The sequence below is a fragment of the Natrarchaeobius chitinivorans genome, from assembly GCF_003841505.1.
Classification (GTDB): domain Archaea; phylum Halobacteriota; class Halobacteria; order Halobacteriales; family Natrialbaceae; genus Natrarchaeobius; species Natrarchaeobius chitinivorans.
Genome location: NZ_REGA01000014.1, coordinates 1 through 21213 on the forward strand (window position 1 = coordinate 1; position 21213 = coordinate 21213).

The 21213-nt window shown below is 64.2% G+C and carries 25 protein-coding genes; 20 read left to right on the forward strand and 5 right to left on the reverse strand.

From position 1 onward, the window contains the following. Nucleotides 1-198: integrase core domain-containing protein (locus EA473_RS14695; protein ID WP_165875238.1), on the forward strand; the 198-nt coding region annotated here is incomplete at its 5' end. A 167-nt stretch (nt 199-365) separates the two neighbouring features. Here EA473_RS14695 and EA473_RS14700 read toward each other — a convergent pair. Further along, nucleotides 366-1271: a helix-turn-helix transcriptional regulator gene (locus EA473_RS14700; RefSeq protein ID WP_124196542.1), complete on the reverse strand. Its 906-nt coding sequence runs from the start codon at nt 1269-1271 to the stop codon at nt 366-368. A 147-nt stretch (nt 1272-1418) separates the two neighbouring features. On the opposite strand from EA473_RS14700, the gene EA473_RS14705 reads away from it, so the two are divergent. Both EA473_RS14705 and EA473_RS14710 read left to right on the forward strand, forming a co-directional pair. Continuing rightward, nucleotides 1419-2831, forward strand: coding sequence for an FAD-binding oxidoreductase (locus EA473_RS14705; protein WP_124196411.1), 1413 nt, complete (start codon nt 1419-1421; stop codon nt 2829-2831). Between the two features lie 158 nt (nt 2832-2989). Then, nucleotides 2990-4102 carry a DNA methyltransferase gene (locus EA473_RS14710; RefSeq protein ID WP_124196412.1) on the forward strand — a complete coding sequence of 371 codons (1113 nt, stop codon included), beginning with the start codon at nt 2990-2992 and terminating at the stop codon, nt 4100-4102. Between the two features lie 423 nt (nt 4103-4525). Here EA473_RS14710 and EA473_RS14715 read toward each other — a convergent pair whose 3' ends face one another. After that, a complete protein-coding gene (locus EA473_RS14715) occupies nt 4526-5188 on the reverse strand; it encodes a potassium channel family protein (RefSeq protein WP_124196413.1) in 663 nt (220 codons plus the stop codon). Between the two features lie 231 nt (nt 5189-5419). Here EA473_RS14715 and EA473_RS14720 point away from each other — a divergent pair, with 231 nt between their 5' ends. The 4 genes from EA473_RS14720 to EA473_RS14735 all read left to right on the forward strand — a co-directional run bounded on the left by EA473_RS14720 (nt 5420) and on the right by EA473_RS14735 (nt 8460). Next, a complete protein-coding gene (locus EA473_RS14720; RefSeq protein ID WP_124196414.1) occupies nt 5420-6010 on the forward strand; it encodes a 50S ribosomal protein L15e in 591 nt (196 codons plus the stop codon). 169 nt (nt 6011-6179) lie between these two features. Continuing rightward, the gene (locus tag EA473_RS14725) at nt 6180-6614 is read left to right on the forward strand and encodes a universal stress protein (protein ID WP_124196415.1); all 435 of its coding nucleotides are present in this window, start codon (nt 6180-6182) and stop codon (nt 6612-6614) included. A 114-nt stretch (nt 6615-6728) separates the two neighbouring features. Beyond that, nucleotides 6729-7538, forward strand: coding sequence for an ion transporter (locus tag EA473_RS14730; RefSeq protein WP_124196416.1), 810 nt, complete (start codon nt 6729-6731; stop codon nt 7536-7538). Nucleotides 7539-8007: 469 nt separating this feature from the next. Next, nucleotides 8008-8460, forward strand: a complete 453-nt coding sequence (locus EA473_RS14735; protein ID WP_124196417.1) for an OsmC family protein — start codon at nt 8008-8010, stop codon at nt 8458-8460. A gap of 136 nt (nt 8461-8596) precedes the next feature. On the opposite strand, the gene EA473_RS14740 is transcribed toward EA473_RS14735, so the two are convergent. After that, complete coding sequence (locus tag EA473_RS14740; RefSeq protein ID WP_124196418.1) at nt 8597-9307, reverse strand: phosphoribosyltransferase family protein; 711 nt, start codon at nt 9305-9307, stop codon at nt 8597-8599. 205 nt (nt 9308-9512) lie between these two features. Between EA473_RS14740 and EA473_RS14745 the strand changes: the two genes are divergently transcribed. From EA473_RS14745 to EA473_RS14765, 5 genes are all read left to right on the forward strand, one after another. Next, the gene (locus EA473_RS14745; protein WP_124196419.1) at nt 9513-10367 is read left to right on the forward strand and encodes a YihY/virulence factor BrkB family protein; all 855 of its coding nucleotides are present in this window, start codon (nt 9513-9515) and stop codon (nt 10365-10367) included. 61 nt (nt 10368-10428) lie between these two features. Next, on the forward strand, nt 10429-13359 hold the full coding sequence (locus tag EA473_RS14750) for a bacterio-opsin activator domain-containing protein (RefSeq protein WP_124196420.1): 2931 nt from the start codon (nt 10429-10431) through the stop codon (nt 13357-13359). 115 nt (nt 13360-13474) lie between these two features. Then, entirely contained in the window at nt 13475-13615 is a 141-nt protein-coding gene (locus tag EA473_RS14755) for a rubrerythrin-like domain-containing protein (RefSeq protein ID WP_124196421.1), read from the forward strand. Nucleotide 13616: 1 nt separating this feature from the next. Then, nucleotides 13617-14927: a glutamate dehydrogenase GdhB gene (gdhB, locus tag EA473_RS14760; RefSeq protein WP_124196422.1), complete on the forward strand. Its 1311-nt coding sequence runs from the start codon at nt 13617-13619 to the stop codon at nt 14925-14927. 161 nt (nt 14928-15088) lie between these two features. Beyond that, nucleotides 15089-15850 (forward strand): TraB/GumN family protein, encoded by a 762-nt coding sequence (locus tag EA473_RS14765; RefSeq protein ID WP_243645274.1) that lies wholly within the window; start codon nt 15089-15091, stop codon nt 15848-15850. Between the two features lie 106 nt (nt 15851-15956). On the opposite strand, the gene EA473_RS14770 is transcribed toward EA473_RS14765, so the two are convergent. Beyond that, nucleotides 15957-16586: a phosphoribosyltransferase gene (locus EA473_RS14770; protein ID WP_124196423.1), complete on the reverse strand. Its 630-nt coding sequence runs from the start codon at nt 16584-16586 to the stop codon at nt 15957-15959. A 174-nt stretch (nt 16587-16760) separates the two neighbouring features. Here EA473_RS14770 and EA473_RS14775 point away from each other — a divergent pair, with 174 nt between their 5' ends. From EA473_RS14775 to EA473_RS14800, 6 genes are all read left to right on the forward strand, one after another. Then, the gene (locus EA473_RS14775) at nt 16761-17537 is read left to right on the forward strand and encodes an NAD(P)H-hydrate dehydratase (RefSeq protein WP_124196424.1); all 777 of its coding nucleotides are present in this window, start codon (nt 16761-16763) and stop codon (nt 17535-17537) included. 101 nt (nt 17538-17638) lie between these two features. After that, on the forward strand, nt 17639-17851 hold the full coding sequence (locus EA473_RS14780) for a hypothetical protein (protein WP_124196425.1): 213 nt from the start codon (nt 17639-17641) through the stop codon (nt 17849-17851). A 42-nt stretch (nt 17852-17893) separates the two neighbouring features. After that, nucleotides 17894-18157 carry a 50S ribosomal protein L37ae gene (locus tag EA473_RS14785; protein WP_124196426.1) on the forward strand — a complete coding sequence of 88 codons (264 nt, stop codon included), beginning with the start codon at nt 17894-17896 and terminating at the stop codon, nt 18155-18157. Nucleotides 18158-18174: 17 nt separating this feature from the next. Continuing rightward, nucleotides 18175-18309: a DNA-directed RNA polymerase subunit P gene (locus EA473_RS14790; RefSeq protein ID WP_124196427.1), complete on the forward strand. Its 135-nt coding sequence runs from the start codon at nt 18175-18177 to the stop codon at nt 18307-18309. 6 nt (nt 18310-18315) lie between these two features. Then, complete coding sequence (locus EA473_RS14795) at nt 18316-18576, forward strand: KEOPS complex subunit Pcc1 (RefSeq protein WP_124196428.1); 261 nt, start codon at nt 18316-18318, stop codon at nt 18574-18576. A 177-nt stretch (nt 18577-18753) separates the two neighbouring features. Beyond that, nucleotides 18754-19227, forward strand: a complete 474-nt coding sequence (locus EA473_RS14800) for a DUF2243 domain-containing protein (protein WP_124196429.1) — start codon at nt 18754-18756, stop codon at nt 19225-19227. A 44-nt stretch (nt 19228-19271) separates the two neighbouring features. Here the strand turns inward: EA473_RS14800 and EA473_RS14805 are convergent, their stop codons facing one another. Next, nucleotides 19272-20354 carry an iron transporter gene (locus tag EA473_RS14805; RefSeq protein ID WP_124196430.1) on the reverse strand — a complete coding sequence of 361 codons (1083 nt, stop codon included), beginning with the start codon at nt 20352-20354 and terminating at the stop codon, nt 19272-19274. Between the two features lie 109 nt (nt 20355-20463). Between EA473_RS14805 and EA473_RS14810 the strand changes: the two genes are divergently transcribed. Continuing rightward, nucleotides 20464-20862: a prefoldin subunit beta gene (locus EA473_RS14810; RefSeq protein ID WP_124196431.1), complete on the forward strand. Its 399-nt coding sequence runs from the start codon at nt 20464-20466 to the stop codon at nt 20860-20862. Continuing rightward, on the forward strand, nt 20863-21114 hold the full coding sequence (locus tag EA473_RS14815; RefSeq protein WP_124196432.1) for a DUF3194 domain-containing protein: 252 nt from the start codon (nt 20863-20865) through the stop codon (nt 21112-21114). The last annotated feature ends 99 nt before the right edge of the window (nt 21115-21213 follow it).

A 21213-nucleotide genomic window follows, 5' to 3' on the forward strand; every position in this document is an offset into this window, starting at 1 on the left:
CTCAACTACAGCGACCGAAACCACGTCGAAAAGTGGTTTCAGACCGTCTCAATGCGGATCGACCGCTTTCACTCCTTCTGGCGGGGCAGTCCGGCCAGCGCAAGACGCTGGCTCAGACGCTTCAGACACCATTATAACCACGATCGACCGAATCAAGCGCTCAATGGTCGAACACCGGTCGAGGAGGTGCTGAACTAGACAGTGCCCCGATAGAACTCTTGCCAATCAGCGCAACTCTTCAAATGGTCGTGATGAATACACAGCGCGAACGTTGCAGGACTTTCAGTCCAATTTGAATATATGTCGCGGCAAGACTGATGACTGTAGACCAAACACCCTTCAAAACGCACAGTTCTCGGAGAGCTTCAGCCAATTTTGCTGCTCTCCTCAAGTGGCTCGGAGCTTGCTCTGACCGAGGCGTAAACCCGTTCCGCCCATTCGCACGCGATCTGTGAATCCGCGTCGACGAACACCTGCATGTGTCCTGTACCCTCGTCGTACCCCCCGATCCCCACACGATTATCGAAGATAGCCAGCCCATACGGCAGCTCGTCACGCGTTCGCAACGTTAGGTGTCCGCTCTCGGTTGCTTCTCTGGCGCGCTCGGGATGGGTCTCGAATAGCTTCTCGACGATGGGAGGCAGGTAGATGATTTCGCTGTCGTCTCCCTCGAATATCTGTTGGTGAAACTCGCCCAGGACGAGCGGTGCCATGTGCGTCGTGTTGAACCCGCGGAACGATTCGGACTCCCCGAGCAACGAGAGAAACCGTTCCACCGGCCGGTAGGGATCGTCTGGTTCGGCGAGCGTGACATTCGCGTCCACGAACGGTTCGAGGACGAACTCCTGGTGATCCTCACAAACGGCGTCCAACAGCGGTGAGAGTCGATGGACGGTGCGCACGTTCGCCTCAAACCGGAGGACTTCGTCGGCGACGGCCTCACCGGGTCCGGTCAGCTGGAACCGGCCGTCTATCTTTTCGACGAAGCCCTGTTCGTCGAGCCACCGGGTCAATCGGTGACTGGTTGCCCGCGAGACGTCCAGACGCTCTTCGATTTCTCGCCGGTCGAGTGGTTCGTCACGAAGCGCTTCCAAAACGGGTCCATGCCGCACGATATCCCCGAGTAGGTCCGTGTCAACACGCTCGCCGGCAGCGTCGAGCCGTTGGCCGAGATACTGTTTGTTTCGAGCATTCTCCAAGATGGCTTCCAGAACCGGTGACCCAGGCGGGGGGTGGTCGTCGGTCGAATGGTTTCCGTCGTGGAACTCCATGGAACTCACTGGTTTGGTATAGTATGGCACAGACAGTAATTCTATCGTTCGCAACGCGAGAGGCATCTCACGTCCTGACACACTGTGTATCCTGTCGAATGTATCTCTGTGAATGAGGCTAACAACACCGCAGTCAACTGAGCGTATATGGGACGACCGACCATCGAAGACGAACAAATCGAGCAGTTCGAGGCAACGCTGCACGGCGACCTCGTTCAGCCTGGCGACGCTGACTACGACGACGCACGCGCAGTCTGGAACGGGATGATCGACAAATATCCAGCGCTGATTGCGCAGTGTCGAGGCACGGCGGACGTTATCCGGACCGTCGAATTCGCCCACGAAACCGACCTCCCTGTGGCTGTCCGGGGCGGAGGTCACAACGTCGCCGGGACGGCCGTCTGTGACGACGGCCTCGTGATCGACCTGTCGAAGATGCGCGGGGTGTGGGTCGATCCCGACGCACAGCGAGCATGGGTCCAGGGCGGTGCCACGTGGGCCGACGTCGATCACGAAACCCAGGCGTTCGGATTGGCAACACCTGGCGGCGTCGTTTCGAAGACAGGCGTAGCTGGCCTCACCCTCGGTGGCGGGATCGGCCACCTCCGCTGTAAGTACGGCTTGACCTGTGACAACCTCGTCTCAGCCGACGTTGTCACCGCAGATGGCGAGTTCCTGACCGCGAGTGAGGATGAGAATCCGGAGTTGTTCTGGGGACTTCGCGGTGGCGGCGGAAACTTCGGTATCGTCACCGGATTCGAGTTCGAGCTTCACCCCGTCGGGCCGGAGGTGGCGACGTGTTTTGTCATCTATCCGGGAGACCGGCTGGCCGAGTGCCTGCGAGCCTATCGGGACTACATCGATTCGGCACCGGTGGAAGTCAGCCTGTTTTCGTCTGCCGGTGTGATGCGCGACGAGGACCTGTTTGCCCCAGACGTACTGGACGATCTCAAGATCGGTTTCATGGGGTGTTATGCTGGGCCACCGGAAGACGGCGAGGCGGCGATAGAGCCCCTTCGGCATCTCGCCGAGCCGATCGCCGACTTCAGCGGGACGATGGCCTACACGACGTTCCAGCAGATACTCGACGGTGACTACCCGGATGGGATGCGGTATTACTGGAAGTCGCTGTATCTGGATGGCCTCTCCGAATCGGCGATCGACCGAATCACCTACTGGGCTGGCTGCGCCCCCTCCCCGTTATCGACGGTCGACGTGTGGCAACTGGGTGGTGCAATCACCGACGTCGGCTTCGAGGAGAGCGCCTTCGCCGGGCGGCACGCACCAGTACTGCTCGGCGTCGAGGCGAACTGGGAAGACCCTTCAAACGACGAAGCGAACATTGCGTGGGTTCGGGACTGTCTGGACGACATGCGACAGTTCTCCGATGGTTCGATTTACCTGAATTTCCCTGGCTTTCTGGAGGACAACGATAAAACCATGGAGACGACCTTCGGAGCCGCCTACGAGCGGTTAGTTGCGCTCAAGGACGAATACGACCCGACGAACGTGTTCAGCCGCAACCAGAACATCACTCCCTCCGGGGATGCTGGAGCCTGAACGGGTGAGTGATACGCTCTCAAACGTTTCCGAGCACATCGAGACAGCAAAACTGAACGCACTGCATGCCGAGACGAGAGTACGCCGCTCTCTCGACTCACTCGACTCCGGGCGATTTTCAACAACTGTTAAGCGGTCCCGGTAACCACTCGAGGCACATGGCAGACGACGGGGAGCGTCATCGGCAGAGTCGCCTGTTCACGGACGACGACGGCGAGTTCGATCCGGAACGCGCACGCGAAGAATCCCTTCCCGTCGAGGACGGCGAGGTGATCGACACCGACGACCTCGCGGACCACCAGCGATACGTCGAGGGCCGGGGAATCTACGACGAACGAAATCGGGTCAACGACCTCACCGGGAGGGAGTGGAAGTACGCGACGAAGTCGGTGATCGCACAGGGGTATCCGCCCGCGGTCCAACACGACCTCAGGAGCGAACACGGCGGCCAGAAGCCGCCCCGGCTCTGTGCGGAACTGATCGGTCGATTCAGCAAGGCCGGAGACACCGTCCTCGATCCCTTCGCCGGCGTCGGCGGGACGCTGCTCGGGGCGAGTTTCTGTGAACACGAAGGGACCGGACTCCGCGAGGCGATCGGATTCGAACGCAACGGGCGGTGGGTCGACATCTACGAAACGGTCCTCGAGCGCGAGAACGGGGAGCGCCTCGAGCGCGGCGACCCTCCGCTCGCCGACCAGGAGATGCGCCACGGCGACTGCGCCGAGTTGATCGAGGACGTCCCCGACGACTCGGTCGACCTCCTGCTCACCGACGTTCCGTACTGGCACATGGACGAACTCGAGCAGACGCGCAACGAGCGGGCCACGCGGGAGAGCAAGCTCGGCTCGTTCGACGACGGGGGCGACGAAGCCGACAACGGCGGTGGGAAAGACGGAGACGGCGGCCGGGAGCGTGGAGACGGTGGCCGGGAGAGCGGAGATGGCGACGTCGACGAGGATCCGGGAGCGACCGGAACGAAAGCGGAGTGGCTCGAGGAGATGGCCGAGAAGTTCGACCGGTTTACCGATGCGGTCGCTCCGGACGGTCACCTGGTCGTCTTCATCGGCGACATGTATCGCGAACAGTCCTACGAGTTCCTCTCGGCCGATCTCGCGCGGGCGCTCGAGTCGACGGCTCCAGTGACGCTCGCGGCGAACCTCGTCTGGTACGATCCCAGCAAGGATCTCCACGTCTACGGCTATCCGTTCTCGTTCGTCCCGTCGATGGTCCACCAGAACGTGCTCGTTTTCCGGCCGGACGACGATCGATGACCGCGTCTGACTGACGTCATTCGGCCGTCTGACGCGGTTTTATGGGTTCCCGACGTATCGGTACAACCGGCGCGCACCGTGTTATCACCCCCATCCCCCCGTCGCGCGCCGTTTCGAGTCACTTCCGATTTCACCCCCGCTGGTGATCGAGTGACTGCATCGAACGGGCGCTCGATACAGGGCGTCCGTTGGATATCGGATCGAATCAGTCGTCGGGATTGCTGGAGGAACAGACCGGATCGCACCTGACGCTATTTCCTGTTGTGTCTGGGAGGTCGGTGGATGTCCCGAATAATCCCGCCGAATCGAGACAGTCGCCGTCGAGTCGTGACAGTCGCCGTCGAGCCGGACAGTCGCCGTCGAGCCTCGAGCGGCGTCACCGGTATGTCCGAAACGATCGGTGTCGGTGACTGTCGGTGTCGATCAGCCGGCTTCCGGCAACAGGGCGGTTCGTACCTCCTCGAGACGGCTGGTTTCGGTGATGATCGCGACTTCGTCGCCGGCCTCGAGTTCCGTTCCGGGGATTGGGATCGTCAGCGACTCACGCGCCCGGCCGTGAGCGTAGATCCGGGTCGACTCCGGGAGGTCCAGTTCACTCACCCGTTTCCCGACCGCCGGTGATCCATCCTGAATTCCGAGAACCGTCAGATGGAGGTTCGCGGCGAGATCGGTGACGACGTTGAAATCGCCCCCGAGCATCGCGGTTTTCGCGCCGGCTGCGCCCAGACGCTCGGGATAGATGATCTCGTCGACGTCCTCGGCGTACTTCTCGTAGATGTCTTCTCGGTAGTCCTCGTCGATCCGGAGCACGGTCCGACAGCCGTAGTGTTTGCCGACCATGCAGGCCGCGAAGTTGGCGTTGAGGTCCGGCGTGAGTGCACCGATCGCGTCGGCCTCGTCGATCCCGGCGTCGACGAGGACGTCTTCGTCCGAGCCGTCCCCCTGGAGCGCGTCGAACCCCGCCGATTCGGCCCGTTCGACCCGGTCCGGATCGGTGTCGACGACGACCGGTTCGTGTCCCTCCTCGAGGAGGATCCGCGCCGTCCGCGAGCCGACTCGACCGTACCCCACGATAACGAATCTCATGATACCGGGTACACTCCCCGAAGTGAAATACGTTGGTCCCGCCGTTCGACCGTGATCCCGGATTTCGCCGGCACTCGTGTCGACGGTTCGAAGCGCTTATACCTCAACGCTGGATAGAACCGACAGACTCGCTGGTTCGCGGGCATCAGTGGGCACCTGCACGGCTTTGCCGCAGGTCGGGATGTGATCCCCGCTGGGGATTGAACCAGGAAACGCCCGCGGTGATATACGATGGCAAAAAGCTTCTACTCCCACATCAAGGAGGCATGGAAGGATCCCGACGACGGTAAACTCGGGGAACTACAGTGGCAACGAAAGCAAGAGTGGCGCAAACAGGGTGCGATCGAACGGATCGACCGCCCGACGCGACTCGACAAAGCGCGCGAACTCGGCTACAAGGCCAAACAGGGAATCATCGTGGCTCGCGTCTCCGTCCGAAAGGGGACGGCTCGCAAGCAGCGACACAAGGCCGGTCGACGCTCGAAACGCCAGGGCGTCAACCGTATCGGCCGACGCAAGAACATCCAGCGCATCGGTGAAGAGCGCGTCTCCCGGAAGTACCCCAACCTGCGGGTGCTCAACAGCTACTGGGTCGGTGAAGACGGCTCCCAGAAGTGGTTCGAAGTGATCCTCGTCGATCCGAACCACCCGGCGATCGAGAACGACGACGATCTAAACTGGATCTGTGACGACTCCCACACGAACCGCGCGTTCCGCGGTCTGACCAACGCCGGCACGGCCAACCGCGGACTCAACACCCGCGGAAAGGGTGCCGAGAAGGTCCGTCCGTCGAACACCGGCGGTCAGGGCCGCGCGAAGTAAGCGCCGCGATTTCTCCACGTTACTCATACGGATTACTGTCCCTGTGTCCCGGCGCACCCGCCAACCGGGTCGTGGGTACGCCGGCAATGACGGACAGTATCCCGTATCAGTTCCCGGCTAAAGCGAATTATGGTGGGATTTTATGCGACGAACTGCCGTAGTCGGAGCTATGACCAAGCACGTACTCGTCCCCATCGACGATTCGAATCGGTCGACTGACGCCCTCGAGTTCGCCTGCCGGGAGTACTCCGACGCCGAAATCACTGCCCTGAACGTGATCGACCCGGGTGACTTCTACGCGGCAACGGGTATCGAGGGCGGCGCGATGGCGAACTACGACGAGATCCAGACACACCACGAGAACCGCGCCGAAGACATCCTCGAGCGGGCGCGCGAACGGGCCGAAGAGTTCGAACACGACCTCGAGACCGAGCGGATGATCGGCGGCGTCTCCCGATCGATCGTCGCTTACGTCGAGGAGCACGACGTCGACCACGTCGTCATCGGCAGCCACGGACGAACCGGCGCGAGTCGCATCCTGCTCGGTAGCGTCGCCGAGAACGTCGCCCGTCGCTCGCCGGTGCCCGTGACGATCGTCCGGTAACAGGCACATTCTTTCCTCGAGGGACAGTCAGTTCGTAACCGCCGGCAGTGAACCTGACGGGACGCTTGCGGTCCGATCAGAACTCTCATATCACTCTACTTGAATACCAGTCGTATGAGTGCCGGCCGGTATACGGACGCCCGTCGTCGAACGCACGAGTTATTCGAACCGGAACTGGGTGGAACGATCGGGTACTATACCGACTGGTTCATCATGGCGCTCATTACCGCCAACGTCGCGGCGGTAATCCTCGAAACAGTCGACTCCGTCGCCACCGCGTACGGTCCGTTCTTTTACTATTTCGAGCTGTTCTCGGTCGCGGTCTTTACCCTCGAGTACGTCGGACGCGTGTGGGCTGCCGTCGACGATCCAACGTTCGAGGGACCGATTTCCGGACGGGTCCGGTTTGCGAGTCGTCCCCTGCTCGTCGTGGACCTGATCGCGATTCTGCCGTTTTACCTTTCCGCTGCGGGGATGCAGACCGACCTTCGGTTTCTCCGAGCGATCCGACTGGTGCGTCTCTTCCGGTTGCTTAAACTCGTCAGGTACTCGAGTGCCCTGCAATCGTTTGGCCTGGTGTTCTACGAGAAAAAAGAGAAACTCGTTCTCGCACTGTTTGCAAACCTGTTGCTGTTGACACTCGCCTCGAGTGTCATGTACTTCGTCGAACACCCCTATCAGCCGGAGGTTTTCTCGTCGATCCCCGCCTCGTTTTACTGGGGGTTCATCACGCTGACGACCGTCGGCTACGGCGACGTCACGCCGGTCACGCCTCTGGGACAGTTTCTGACCGGGGTAATCGCGCTACTCGGAATCGGCCTGTTCGCGCTACCGGCGTCGATCCTCGCGGCGGGATTTATGGAACAAACCGACGACGATTCGGAGTACGAGTACTGTCCACACTGCGGTGAGCGAATCAAGTAGGCAGGGGTTCGACCACCTATCACCTCGAGTAGTCGTCGTCTCGAGTTCGTGAATATCGACTGCGACGCTCGGGCCCCAGCGTCGCTGTTCTCCGCTCGCTTTTGGGGTGAAGGTGGTCCTCGAGTACCCCCGTTCTACGAGGCTGTCTCGAGTGCCAGTCCTCGCGAATCGGTCGCCGCCGGGTTCGGCGAGCGGCGATATGTCGGCGGGTCGGTAGGTCACCCCGATCGAGATCCGTTTTCCCGCGACGAACTCGTCGCATTGCACCTGGAGGCGGATGGCCAAGTCAGCGTAGGTGTCGGCGGTCGGGTGACGTCGCTGTGAGACGCTCCCGAAACCGCCGATATCGTTGTAGACGGTCCAGAGACGGCTCCCTCCCGTATAACCCGAAACGAGCGAGTGTCACAGAGGGCGGAGAATCTGTCTGCTACCGGCCGGTTGATACGTCGGCGATCCATCGAACGAGGTGATGAGCCAAACGGATCACACCGAGCGATTCGCGGTTTCTGCGGAGAGCGAAAGCGAGACAAAGACGGTCGTCGAGGCGCGAGACTTCGAATACGTCGTCGACGAACCCCCATCGCTGGGCGGCACGGACGACGGTCCGAACCCCGTCGAGTACCTGCTGGGAGGGTGGGCCGGCTGTCTGAACGTCGTCGTCCACACCGTCGCCGACGAGCGAGGGATCGATATCGACGGCGTCGACATCGACGTCGAGGGCGATCTCGACCCACGAAAGCTCCTCCAGGACGCCGACGGCGTCCGAGCCGGGTTTCAGGACCTGCGCGTGACGATCGAACTCGAGTCGAACGCCGACGAGGACGAACTCGACGCGCTGACGGCGGCCGTCGAGGAACGCTGTCCGGTCGGCGACAACATCGGCAATTCGACCCCGACGGACGTGGTCATCGAGTCGACGTAATCGCGAGCGGACGACGAAACCGCCGAGTAGATGACAAATCGCCGAGCAGTGTAGGCGGACGACGAGGAACGATCCGCTCGAGGCTCCCCTCGAGCAGTGAGCGGTTCCACCGAGAGCGACTACTGCCACTCCGTATTCAGACGGTCGTGAGCGAGCCGACGGGGGCGTCGGTTCGCCCTCGAGCGCGCTCGATGCCGTCTTCGCCGGCCGCGATGAGCGCGAAGACGCCGGCGACGTCGGCGTCGGCCGTCTCGACGATGTCCAGCAGCAGCTCCTGCGTTTCGCCCGAGCGGATGAGGTCGTCGACGACCAGCACCGACTCGCCGGCGTCGACGGCCGATTCGGGGAGGTAGTAGGTGAGCTGGATCCCCGACTCGAGGCGCTCGCGGGCTTCGATGAACTCCTCGACGGCGGTCTCTTTGCGCTTTTTGGCGTAGGCACATCGGGTGCCGTAGTAGCTCGCGAGGGAGGCGGCGAGCGTGATGCCGTCGGTGGCAGCGGTGAGGACGACGTCGGGACGGCCGAAGTCGAATCCGTTCGCGACGACGGGGGCGACGAGGTCGAGAAACGGCTGGTCGAAGACGGTGGCGGTGTTGTCGACGTAGCCCTCGTCGTCGACCCGGATCCGTGCGTCGAGTTCCTCCGCCAGCGCCGTCCGACCGAGGTCCTCGACGACCTCGTGTGCACGGTCGATTCCGGGGAGGACGTGACCGTTGACGTAGCGGTTGAGGTCCCCGGCCGGAAGACCCGTCGTCTCGGCCAGTTCGTCGTAGGTTCGCGTCTCCTTTAGCATCCGTAAGACGTCGACGGCCCGCAACTGGAGGGCGGCCTTCTCGGCTCTGTTCATGTCTGCTGTGCAGTCTTCCACAACTATGGTGGTTTCGATGTGTGGGGGCCGGCGATCTATCCATTACCCTGCATCAAACCGTCCCTGCATCAGAACGTCCCTGCATCGAAACGCCGTCTGAACGACGCTCACCGCGAGCCACCAGGGGTGCTTCACCGAGTCGTGCCGGCCCAAGCGATTTCCGTGACGGCGTCGACCTCGAGTCATGGCCGACTCGGGTCCGTTCACGCTGGTGCGTGAGGTCGCGGCCGTCGCGCGCGAACACCAGATCAGCGTCAAGTCCGCGGGACTCGCCTACCACGCGTTCAACACGCTCGTTCCGTTGATCATCCTGTTGCTCGTCGGCGTTACCCTTCTGGACTCGCTCGAGCCGCTGGTCGAGGCGCTCGAGGCGGCGAGCGGGCTCGAGGGGATGGTGACGGACAGCGGGATGGACGAAGTTGCCGATGGGAGCGTCGATCGGACCCGCGCGGCGCTGCTCGCGCTCGTGGTGTTGCTGTGGAGCGCGACGCGGCTGTTTCAGGCGGTCAACAGCGCGTTCACTGACGTGTACGGCTCCCGCCGAGACGTGTCGTACGTGAGCGCGGCGACGACCGTCACGATCGTGACGATCGTCAACACCGTACTGGTGACGGCGACGATCGCTGCCGGCGTCGCGCTGGTCAGCGTCGTCGGCGTGAGTTTCTCGGTGCTCGTCGACGGCGTTCCGGCGGCGATCGTCAGCACCGTCGGCCTCGTGGTGGTTCTGACCGTGGTTTTCGTTCCGATGTACTACCTCTTTCCCCAGCCCGACGTCTCGCTCCGGGAGGTGATTCCGGGGACGGTTTTCGCCGCCCTCTCCTGGACCGTGCTGGCCGTCGGATTCCGGATCTACGTGGCGACCTCCGAGAGCGTCGCCCTCTTCGGAATCCTCGGCGCGGTCTTGCTCGTGTTGACGTGGGTCTACCTCGGTGGTCTCTGTCTCCTGCTCGGTGCCGTCCTGAACGCCGTTCTCGGCGGACACGTCGATCCCGAAGAGGGCTGGATTCCGATGCGGGACGTCTGGTCGAAGTACGCGTGACCGGATCGTTCACCGAGACGGACCGATGCTTTCTATCAGGCCGAACCCGTAGGGGCGATGAATGGTCTCCGAATCGGCCATCGGAAACGGTCAGCTTCTCGTCGCGGGAGTCGACGGGCCGGACGCGGACGCTGCGCTGGCCGAGGTTTCGAGCGATCGAACCCCGAACGCCACGAATACCGACGCTGACGCGGGAACCGTGACGACCGTCTCGAGTCTGGACGCGGCGCTCGAGTGTCTCGACGACCGGTCGGTCGTGTGCGTCCTGACCGGCCAGGAACTAGCCGACGGGACCGGCCTCGAGTTGCTCGAGGCGATCCGAGAACGGGATCGAACCCTGCCGGTCGTTCTCGCGCCCGCCGACGGGGACGAATCCCTCGCGAGCGAAGCAATCGCGGCCGGTGTGACGGAGTACGTCCCCGCAGACCGGCGACCGTCCGAACTGGCAGGGGCGCTCGAGCGAGCGCTCGACGCCGGGCGACGGCGGCGGGCCCGGCGCTCTCGAGCCCGCGGGTTCCAGGCCATCTTCGACGAGTCGGCGGCTCCGTCGTGGCTCCTCGAACCCGACGGGTGCGTTCGACGGGCCAACGAGGCTGCACTCGAGGTGGTCGACGCCGACGCCGACGGCCGCCCGTTCGAAACCCTGTCGCTGTGGGCGGGGATCGACGGCGGCCGAGCGACGATTCGCGACGCGGTCGAAACGGCGGCCGCCGGCGACGTCGTCCACCGGGAACTGAGGCGAACAGCCGCCGAAGGCGACGTCGTCGACGGAGCCGGAACGCGTCCCCTCGAGATGACGATCCGGCCCGTTCGCGACGACGCGGGGACGATCGTTTCGCTGATCGCACGCGTCGAGGACGTCACCGAACGCGTCGGGCTCGAGGCGGAACTGCGCGAGTCCGAGGAGCTCCACCGAGTCACGCTCAATCACATGACCGACACGGTCCTCGTGACGGACGACGACGGCGAGTTCACGTACGTCTGTCCGAACGTCCACTTCATCTTCGGTTACGACGACGAGGAGATCCACGAGATGGGGACGATCGACGAACTGCTCGGCCCGGATCTGTTCGATCGCGACGAGCTCGCCGCGGAGGGTGTCCTGACCAACGTCGAGTGTACGGCGACCGACAAGGCCGGGCAGGAACACACGCTGCTCGTGAACGTCCGCGAAGTGTCGATTCAGGGCGGGACGGTGCTGTACAGCTGTCGCGACGTCACGAAACGAAAACAGCGCGAAGAGGCACTCACCGCTTTGCATCGGACGACCCGGAAACTGCTCTACGCCGAAACCGGCCGCGAGATCGCGGAACTCGTCGTCGAGGACACAGCGGACGTTCTCGATCTCGAGGCGAGTGCCGTCTACCGGTTCGACGCGGACGAGAACCTCCTTCGGCCGGTCACACACTCGCCGGGAATGGCGGAGTTACACGGCCCCTTGCCGGTCCACCGCGCCGGTGACGAGAGCGCCGTCGCTGGCGTGTTCGTCGAGGGAGAGAGCCGATTCGTCGGAGATGTCGCCGACTCGCCGGCGCTTTCGAATCCGACGACGGACGTACGGAGCGCGGCGTTCGTTCCGCTCGGCGACCACGGCGTGTTCGTCGCGGGCTCTGCAACGGCCGACGCGTTCGACGAAATCGCTCGCGAGCTGGCCGACCTGCTCGCGGCGACGGTCGAGGCCGCACTCGATCGGGTGGAACGAGAGCGAACGCTTCGCGAACGCGATCGTGAACTCAAACGACGGAACCGGCAGCTCACCCGTCTCAACGGGATCAACGAACTCATCCGCGAGATCGACGCCGCGCTGGTCCGGGCCGAAACGCGTCCGGAGATCGAACGGGCGGTGTGTGACCGACTCACCGCCGCAGACCGGTTCTCGTTCGCCTGGATCGGTGCGTCCGACGTCGCCGGCGAACGCCTCGAGTTGCGTGCCCACGGCGGCCCACAGCGGGGACGGGAGTACCTCGAGACGATCTCGTTTTCACTCGACGGCGGATCGGCGGAGCCAGCGATGCGGGCGGTGACTGAAGACGAGGTCGTGTCCGTCCCGAACGTCGTCGACGGACTGCACGATCACGCCTGGCGCGGGGAGGCGCTCGCGGCGGAGTACCAGTCGGTTCTCGCCGTCCCGCTCTCTTACGACGAATTTACGTACGGCGTGTTGACGGTGTACGCCGACCGGCCGGACGCGTTCGACGACGTGACCCGGACCGTCTTCGAAGAACTGGCCGAGACGATCGCCTCCGCGATCGCGGCGGTCGAACGCAAGAGCGCGCTCCTGTCGAACGCGAGCAACCGTCTCGAGTTCGCGGTTCGGGACGAAGCGTTCGTCTTTACACGCCTCGCTCGACGCGCCGACTGTTCGCTCGCGTTCGACGGCGGCGTTCGACAGCACGAGGACGGGACGACGGTGTTCGCAACCGTCGACGGGGCTTCGGCGTCCGACGTCGTCACAGCAGCCGCAGGTCTCGTCGCCGTCGAGGACGCGAAAGTCGTAAGCACCGGCCACGACGCGGGCGGAGACGCCGTTCAAGGAACCGTTCGGATCCAGCTGACGCGACCGTTTTTCGCCGTTCAACTCGCCGATCACGGCATCGTGTTACAGCGGGTCGAGGCGACGCCGTCGTCGGCACGGCTCGTCGTGGACGTTCCGAGTTCCGTCGACGTCCAGGGGAGCGTCGACGTCGTCTCGAGCGCGTTCGAGGACGTCGAACTCCGATCGAAGCGGACGGTCGAGCGAACGACCCCGCGGGACGTTCAGATGGAGATTCTCGAGCGACTGACGGACCGCCAGCTCGAGGTCGTCCAGCTCGCGTACTACGGTGGCTATTTCGAGTCACCGCGGTCCCGGACAGGCGAAGAGATCGCAGACACGCTCGACATCTCACCGGCGGCGTTCTACCGACACGTCCGCGCAGTCCAGCGAAAACTCTTCTCGGTGGTGTTCGAGGAAGCCGACGGTCCGGCGACCGTTTCCCAGGGGGTTGAATAGTGAACCCCTTGCGATCGTCGACGCTAGTTATCTGACGAATAACCTCATCTTAATATCCCTAATATTCCTAGATGCGACGACCGCTGCGATTCCGAATCGCTCGTCGTACGCACCTATGAAAGACGTTCAACTCGATCCCGAGGAGGAATCGACCTACGAGTGTTTCGGTTGTGGAACCGTCGTCGACGCAGTGGCCGCCAGGACGTGTCCGAAGTGTGGCGCTGACATGCGTAATCGACGGACACCGATCGAGTAGTATGGTATCTGAACAGCGTTCTTCATCCCACGACGAGCGGTCGGCATCGTCGAACACTGAACCCGAAACCGCCCTCGAGACGGCGCGACGACAGCTCGTGCGCGCCGGGTCGAACCTCGAGATCGACGACGCGATCCTCGAGCGACTTCGCCACCCGACGGCCGTCCACGAGGTGACCGTCCCGCTCGAGCGCGACGACGGTTCGGTCGACGTGTTCACCGGCTTTCGCGCCCGCCACGACAGCGTTCGAGGACCGTACAAGGGTGGCCTTCGATACCACCCGGACGTCACCCGCGACGAGTGCGTCGGGCTGGCGATGTGGATGACCTGGAAGTGTGCGGTCATGGATCTCCCCTTCGGTGGGGCGAAAGGTGGGATCGTCGTCGATCCAAAATCGTTGAGCGCCGACGAGAAGGAGCGACTCACGCGGCGATTTACCCAGGAAGTCCGGGCGGTGATCGGTCCGACGGTCGACATCCCTGCCCCGGACATGGGAACCGACCCGCAGACGATGGCGTGGCTGATGGACGCCTACAGCATGCAGGAAGGGGAGACGATGCCCGGCGTCGTCACGGGAAAGCCGCCCGCGATCGGTGGCTCCCAGGGGAGAGAAGAAGCTCCCGGCCGGAGCGTCGCCATCGTCACGCGCGAGACGTGTGAGTACTACGAGTACCCGCTTTCGGAGACGACGGTCGCGGTACAGGGCTTCGGTAGCGTCGGAGCCAACGCGGCCCGTCTGCTCGAGAAGTGGGGGGCGACCGTCGTCGCGGTCAGCGACGTCAACGGCGGAATTTACGATCCCGACGGTCTCGAGGTCGCGGCGATCCCCTCTCACGACGAGGAGCCGGAAGCGGTCACCCGCTATGCGGAGGAAACCGACGTCGACCGGTTGTCGAACGCGGAACTGCTCGAACTCGACGTCGACGTGCTCGTTCCGGCTGCGGTCGGAAACGTCCTCACCGAGGACAACGCGGCCGCGGTCGAGGCCGACCTCATCGTCGAGGGAGCCAACGGTCCGACAACGTTCGCCGCCGACGCCATCCTCGAGGAACGAGGGATCGAGGTGATTCCCGACATCCTCGCCAACGCCGGCGGCGTGACGGTGAGTTACTTCGAGTGGCTACAGGACATCAACCGCCGTCGGTGGACCCTCGACCGAGTCCACGAGGAACTCGAGGCAGAGATGATCGCGGCCTGGGATGCGGTTCGTGAGGAGGTCGAAGATCGAGACATTACCTGGCGCGACGGTGCGTACGTCGTCGCGCTCTCCCGAATCGCCGAAGCCCACGAGATTAGAGGACTCTGGCCCTGATACGGTTGTAGTCCGTTACTGTCCGTCTCGACCTGTCACGGAATCGCCGAACCGCTCTCTTTCGTCCGATTATCGTCCGATCGGTAGGGTCGGCTTCGCGACCGTTCGACGTTGCACCGAGTGAAAGGGTGCCTTTCGGTTGAAGAGGGTCGTGAACGTAGGTGGGAGCCGTGTCCGCGAACGGATCGATCACCATCGTGCCCAGCGTCCACTTCTCCGTGAGCCACTGCCGCCGCGTTCGATCCGCCATCCGCGACGAGGACCCCGATCTCGTCGCGGTCGAACTCGGCGCGTCCCGGTACGAGTACGTCGACCGGGACGCCGACCCGGTGGTTTTCGATCTCGCTCGAGCGGTTGCACCGGCTCCGGCGGCCGCCTATGCCGCCGTTCGGGCGCTCCAGCGGACGGTCGTCCGCCTCTACGGGTTCGACCTCGAGACGACCGACATGGGCGTCGCGATCGAAACCGCCGCGGAACTGGACGCCAACGTCGCCCTCGTGGACGATCCGATCGAAGAGACGTTTTCCGGGATCGTCGGTGGAGTCAGCCTGACGACGCTCCCGCGGATACTCCGCCGGCTGATGCGCTCGAGGCGGGCCGAGCGGATCGAACCGTCGAACGCGACACTGCTTGCGCCGGGTGAGATCGAGTCGGGCGAAGACGTTCGGCCGATGATCGACCGCCTCCGGCGGCTCGTCCCCAACGTCGCCGAGGTGTTGATCGACCGGCGGGATCGCGCCATGGCCGAGCGTCTCCACGCCCTCCGGCTGGAGGGGTACGACGTCGTCGCGGTCGTCGGCGTCGCCCACCACGACGGCATTCGCCGCCGCCTCGAGGGCCTCGAATCCCGGGCGGACGTGCGAGACGTCACCGTCCCGATCCGCTCGCCCTCGGGCTCTCCCGAACGGATACTAGTCGACTGACCTCGGCCAGCCGAAGCAGTATCGCCCCTCGGCCAGCCGAAGCAGTATCGCCCCTCGGCCAGCCGAGCCACATCGCCCCTCGAGCACTGGAAGGGGCCGTGGCGAGTCACCGATCGCCGTCGAGATATTCGATCGCCTCCCGATCGCTCACCTGCCCGAAATCGCGGTAGTACTGGCCGACCGCGCGGAAGTCCGCCGGCGTCCGGAGGGCGATCACCGCGTCCGCCTCGGACTCGAGCGAGTCGACGGTTCCGGGAGAGCCGACCGGGACCGCGAGCATCACGTGATCGGCTCCCCTCTCTCGAACCTCTCGAAGACAGGCCGTCGCAGTCGCGCCGGTGGCCACGCCGTCGTCGACGACGACCACTCGCGTTCCCTCGAGATCGGGCATGCCGTCGGAGTCGCGATACCGATCCGCCTTCTTTCGCGCGTTTTCGGACTCTTCTGCCCGGCTATCCTCGAGGTAGGAATCGGAGACTCCCAGCCGATCGACGAGGTCGTCGTTGAGCCAGACGGTGCCGTCGCTTCCGACCGCGCCCAGCGCGAGTTCGGGGTTGTTCGGCGCGCCCATCTTCCGTGCGACCACGACGTCGAGTTCCGCTCCGAGGGCGTCCGCGACCGGCCGGGCGACCGGCAACGCCCCTCGAGGGATACCGAGGACGACGTCGGCCGCGACGCCGCGGCGCTCGAGTTCCGCTGCGAGTCGTTCGCCCGCGTCGGATCTGTCCGCGAACATAGTCCGACGGAGCTACGACGGCCAGCCACTATACTGTTGGCAGTCGACGAGGGCGGACGGGCACACTCGAGTCCGGACGGCGCTGATATCGCCTATCGGATTCCGTCAGGTTCGCCGACTCGGGCAGGAGTACGCCAGCCGAACGTCTACCGGCGATCGGTCGCGACGGTTCCTATGGCACGCCTCCAGCGAACGCTCTCGAACGTCGCCGAGGAAACGGGACAGGACAACGGACGCGTCGGCATCGTCGGCGGAAGTATCGCGTATCCGAACCAGCCCGCGCTCGTCGGACGTGCTGCACTCCGGACGGGATCCGATCACGTCCGGGCGCTCGTTTCCGAGCCGATCCACGGTATCGTCGCGAGCCAGTCGCCGAACCTGCTGGTGGATCGGTACCCCGGCGAACGGTTCGGGGAGAGTGCCCTCGAGCGTACCCGCGAGATGGCCGAGTGGGCCGACGCGTTCGCGATCGGCCCGGGACTCACCGACGCCGACGGCGAAGCCGTCCGCGAGGCCATCGACGCCGCCGCCGTTCCGACCGTCGTCGACGCGCTCGCGATCGAACCCGGACTCGAGGCAGATCTCACGAACGCGATACTCACCCCGAGTGGCTCGGAGGACGGGCCGATATACGACGCCTACGGCTCGCTCGAGTCGTTTTCGACGGAAACGGGGGCGGTCATCACGCTGACCGGAGACGTCGACGAAATCGTCGCCGGTGGCGAGCGACTGCACAACGAAACGGGAACCTCGGCGCTTTCGGTCGCCGGAACGGGCGATACGCTCGTCGGGATCGTCGCATCGTTGCTCGGCCAGGGGATGAGTCGGCGCGAGGCCGCCGAACTCGGGGCGTGGATCCTCGGCAAGACCGGCGAACTCGCGACGGCCGAGTACGGCCCCGGCGTCATCGCGACGGACGTGATCGAGCGAATCCCGGACACGATCAGGTAGCCGACTGTACGTCACTCCTTTCCGTCACGATCCGGTGGAAGTGACACTGTCTGCTGGTTGTCCGCTCCTTATCCACTCCGCAGTAATTAGATGTAATTAGCATGATCGACCGTCCCGACGCCGTTCTGGCAGCGGTTCCCGCGCTCGCGGTCAGCGGGCTCGTGATTCGCTCGATCATTACAGCAACGGGGCTCGCGACCGGACTCCTCGCCGTTCCGCTCGCACCGCTTGGGTACCTCTCGGCGCTCGCGTTGATCTTCGGGGAACTGCTCGCCGGTCCCGTCGCCCAGCGGACGGACGGCGGATCGACGTGACTCAACAGCTTTATGAAGCCGCTGGCGATAGGTACCACTACTATGGCCGAGAAAGGAAAAGTCGGTAGCGCGGGTCGCTTCGGCGCACGCTACGGGCGGGTCGCACGACGCCGCGTCAGCGAGATCGAAGACGACATGCAAAACGCTCAGGTCGACGGCGACGACGTCACCCGCGTCGGAACCGGCATCTGGAAGAACGAAGAGACCGGCGAAGTGTTCACGGGCGGGGCCTACCGCCCGGAGACGCCAGCCGGCCGGACCGTCAAACGCTCGATCCGCGCAGCGCTCTCCGAAGACGACGAGTAATCCCGACTACGTTACGAATGAGTTACAAATGCTCTCGCTGTAAACGCGACGTCCAGCTCGACGAGTACGGCGGCGTCCGCTGTCCGTACTGCGGACACCGCGTGTTGCTGAAAGAACGCAGCCGCGACGTCAAGGAAGTCGGCGTCCAGTAACGGGCCGTGAATTCTCACGACGCGACCCTCGTGTTCGACTACGAGTCCGCGTCGACCGCGCGCATCGTCGCCGAGAGCGTCGTCCGCGAGATCGGCGAAATCGACGACGAGCGATCCCGAACGACGATCGACCGAGACGGGAGATGTGTCCGTCTCGAGATCGATGCAGACGACGTCGTCGCGCTTCGAGCCGCGTTGAACACCTGGTTCTCGTTGATCGACGTCGCCGAACGAACGATGGCGGTCGGTGGGGAGCGTCCCGAGTAGGGCTGACCTGATTCGATCGCCCCGTCGGCTCACGGTGTGAATTCCCTCGAGCGGTCGGATCACGTCGCGGGTCCCCCCCGTCCCGCTCGAGTCCGCTCGAACCGACTGCGCAGCTCCGATGCCGTTCGCGGCAGTTGCCGGTTCCGGACTTTTGAACACCGGCCGAAAAGAGTGCGTATGGCGACAGACACCGGCGGGGGTCGGCGGCTCCTCCTCTCGGCCGGGACGATCGGGTTCGGGTTCGGTGCCGTCGTCGACACCGTGGTCTTCCACCTGACGTTACAGACCCATCACCTCCTGTCCGGGTTTTACGACCCGTACAGCCTCGACGGCTACCGGACGAACGTCATGTTCGACGGGCTGTTCCTCATGGCCATGCTCGCGGTTATGGCGGTCGGGTTCGGACTCCTCTGGCGGCTCGTCAACGGGTCCGACGATCGGTTCTCGACGCGATACCTCGTCGGTTCGATCGTCGTCGGAATGGCCGTCTTCAACGTCGTCGACGGCGTCGTCAGCCACTACGTGCTCGACTTGCACAACGTCGTCCACGGTACCGAAGCGTGGAACCTCCACTGGCTCGTCGTGAGCGCCCTTCTACTCGTGGTCGGCCTCGTCATCCTCCGGGCGGCCGACGGGCACACGACCGACTGATCACGCAGCGAGGTCCGCTCCTCGATCACATCGGTCCGATTCGGTCACGCCTCTCGTTTCGCGAGCGACAACGTCGTCTCACCCTCGAGAAACGCGGTTTCGTACCCCTCGTGACGAGCCACCTGTGGGGGCGTATCGAGGCTGATCGCGAGTTCGTCCCCCCGTTCGAGAACGTCGGGTTCGACGCGGGTTCCGTAGCGGTGGCCGTGGCGTGGATCGATCGTCTCCCGAGGGGAGCCGGTCGCGATCCGATCGTTCTCTCGGAAGACGTCCGCGGAAACCGCGGCGAACGGGAGCGGATATCGGTTGTGCGGCGTCAGCAACGCGACGGCGAGCACGGGCGACTCCCTTCCGCTTCGATCAGCCCCGCCGAAGAGCGCCGCGACGAAGACGACGTCGCCGGTCGTACCGGAACCGATTCGCACCGCATCCGGCCCGTCGAACGCCGGTTCGTCGCGCCCGTCGCCGCAACACCCCATCGGCTCGAGGGCAGCGGGGTCTCCGCGGTCCTCGTCCTCGTCGATCAGACGGCGTTCGAGCCCCTCGATCGCGGCCGGCTCGTACTCGAACTCGAGACCGACGGTCGTCGGCTCCGCCAGTTTCCCTGCAGGCGTTTCGGTCGTGTTCACATCCGCGCTCGTCGGTCCGACCCGTACCGTCACCGTATAGGTCCCACCGTCCTCGATCGGGACGTTGTCCCCGTAGTGGACGCCCATTCGCTGTGAAAGCATCGGCCAGAGGTCCCGTCGATCGACTCGCTCGCCGTCGCTTCCCCGTCGGAGCGTCGTCGTCACCGGCGCTGGGACCACCGTGCCCGTCTCCCCGTCGCGGACGTCGACCATCAGGTGAAGCGCGTGTCTCGAGCGAACGTCGGACCGACTCAGTTCCTCGTCGGTGACGGTCCAGAACGAGTGGGGTCGGGTCGCTCCGATCGAAATCTCTCGTCCGGCCGCGGTCGTCGTCCCGTAACTCAGCATCTCGTCGGCGTGTGACGGCACGTAAACGCCGTCGGGCGGGTCGACGACGAGTTCGCGCCAGGCGTCCTCCCGCCGGAGCGATTCGAGGCAACCGGCCGATACCCCTGCGAGCAGGCCGCCTCCGGTTGCGAGCGCCTCGCGCCGTCGCATCACGTCCGTTCACATCGATCGCCGAGAAAGGCGTGTGGCCTGCCGTCGACGGCCCGACCGTCCGACGTCAAAGCTTGGCTTTATCAGTCCGGAGGGCGACGGTCGAGATATGCAAGGAAATCTGCCGCCGGAGGCCCAGGAAAAGATCGAACAGCTTCAGGACCTTCAGGAGACCGCACAGCAGGTCGCCGTCCAGAAGCAAGAAGCCGAGTCGAGCCTCACAGAGGCCGAAAACGCCCTCGAGGAACTCGAGAACATCGACGACGATACGGCGATGTACCGACAGGTCGGCGAACTTCTCGTCGAGACGGAGTACGACGAAGCCGAAGAGGAACTCGACGACAAAGTGAACTCACTCGAGATTCGCCTCGAGACGCTCGAGAAACAGGAAGACCGCGTGCAGGACCAGTTCGAGAGCCTGCAGGAAGAACTGGAGGGGCTGCTCGGCGGAGGCGGCGGAATGGGCGGCCCGGCCGGTCCCGGCGGCCCCGGTGCCGGCGGCGCGTAGATGAGCCAGGACGAACCGACGGACGAGGCGGTCGTCCAGACCGCTTCCGACGCCGCGGAGGGACTGATCTTCTCGCGGTACAAACAGTCTGACGTCCGCGACTGCGACGTCACCGTCACGTTCGAAGAAGGCGTCCTCGAGGTCGACGTCTACCTCAACGCACCCGAGACGGACGACCTCGACCCCGAGCAGGTCGCCGACGACGCCGCACTGGCCGCACGCGAGGCGGTCGACGACCTGTTCGAGGAGTGACGACCGCCGCTCTTTGCGACGCGAACGCGATTGACCCTCTCCGAATAGATTAACCCCTCGAGGAGCTTTTTCGCCGCCGAAACGGTTCTCGAGGGGCGA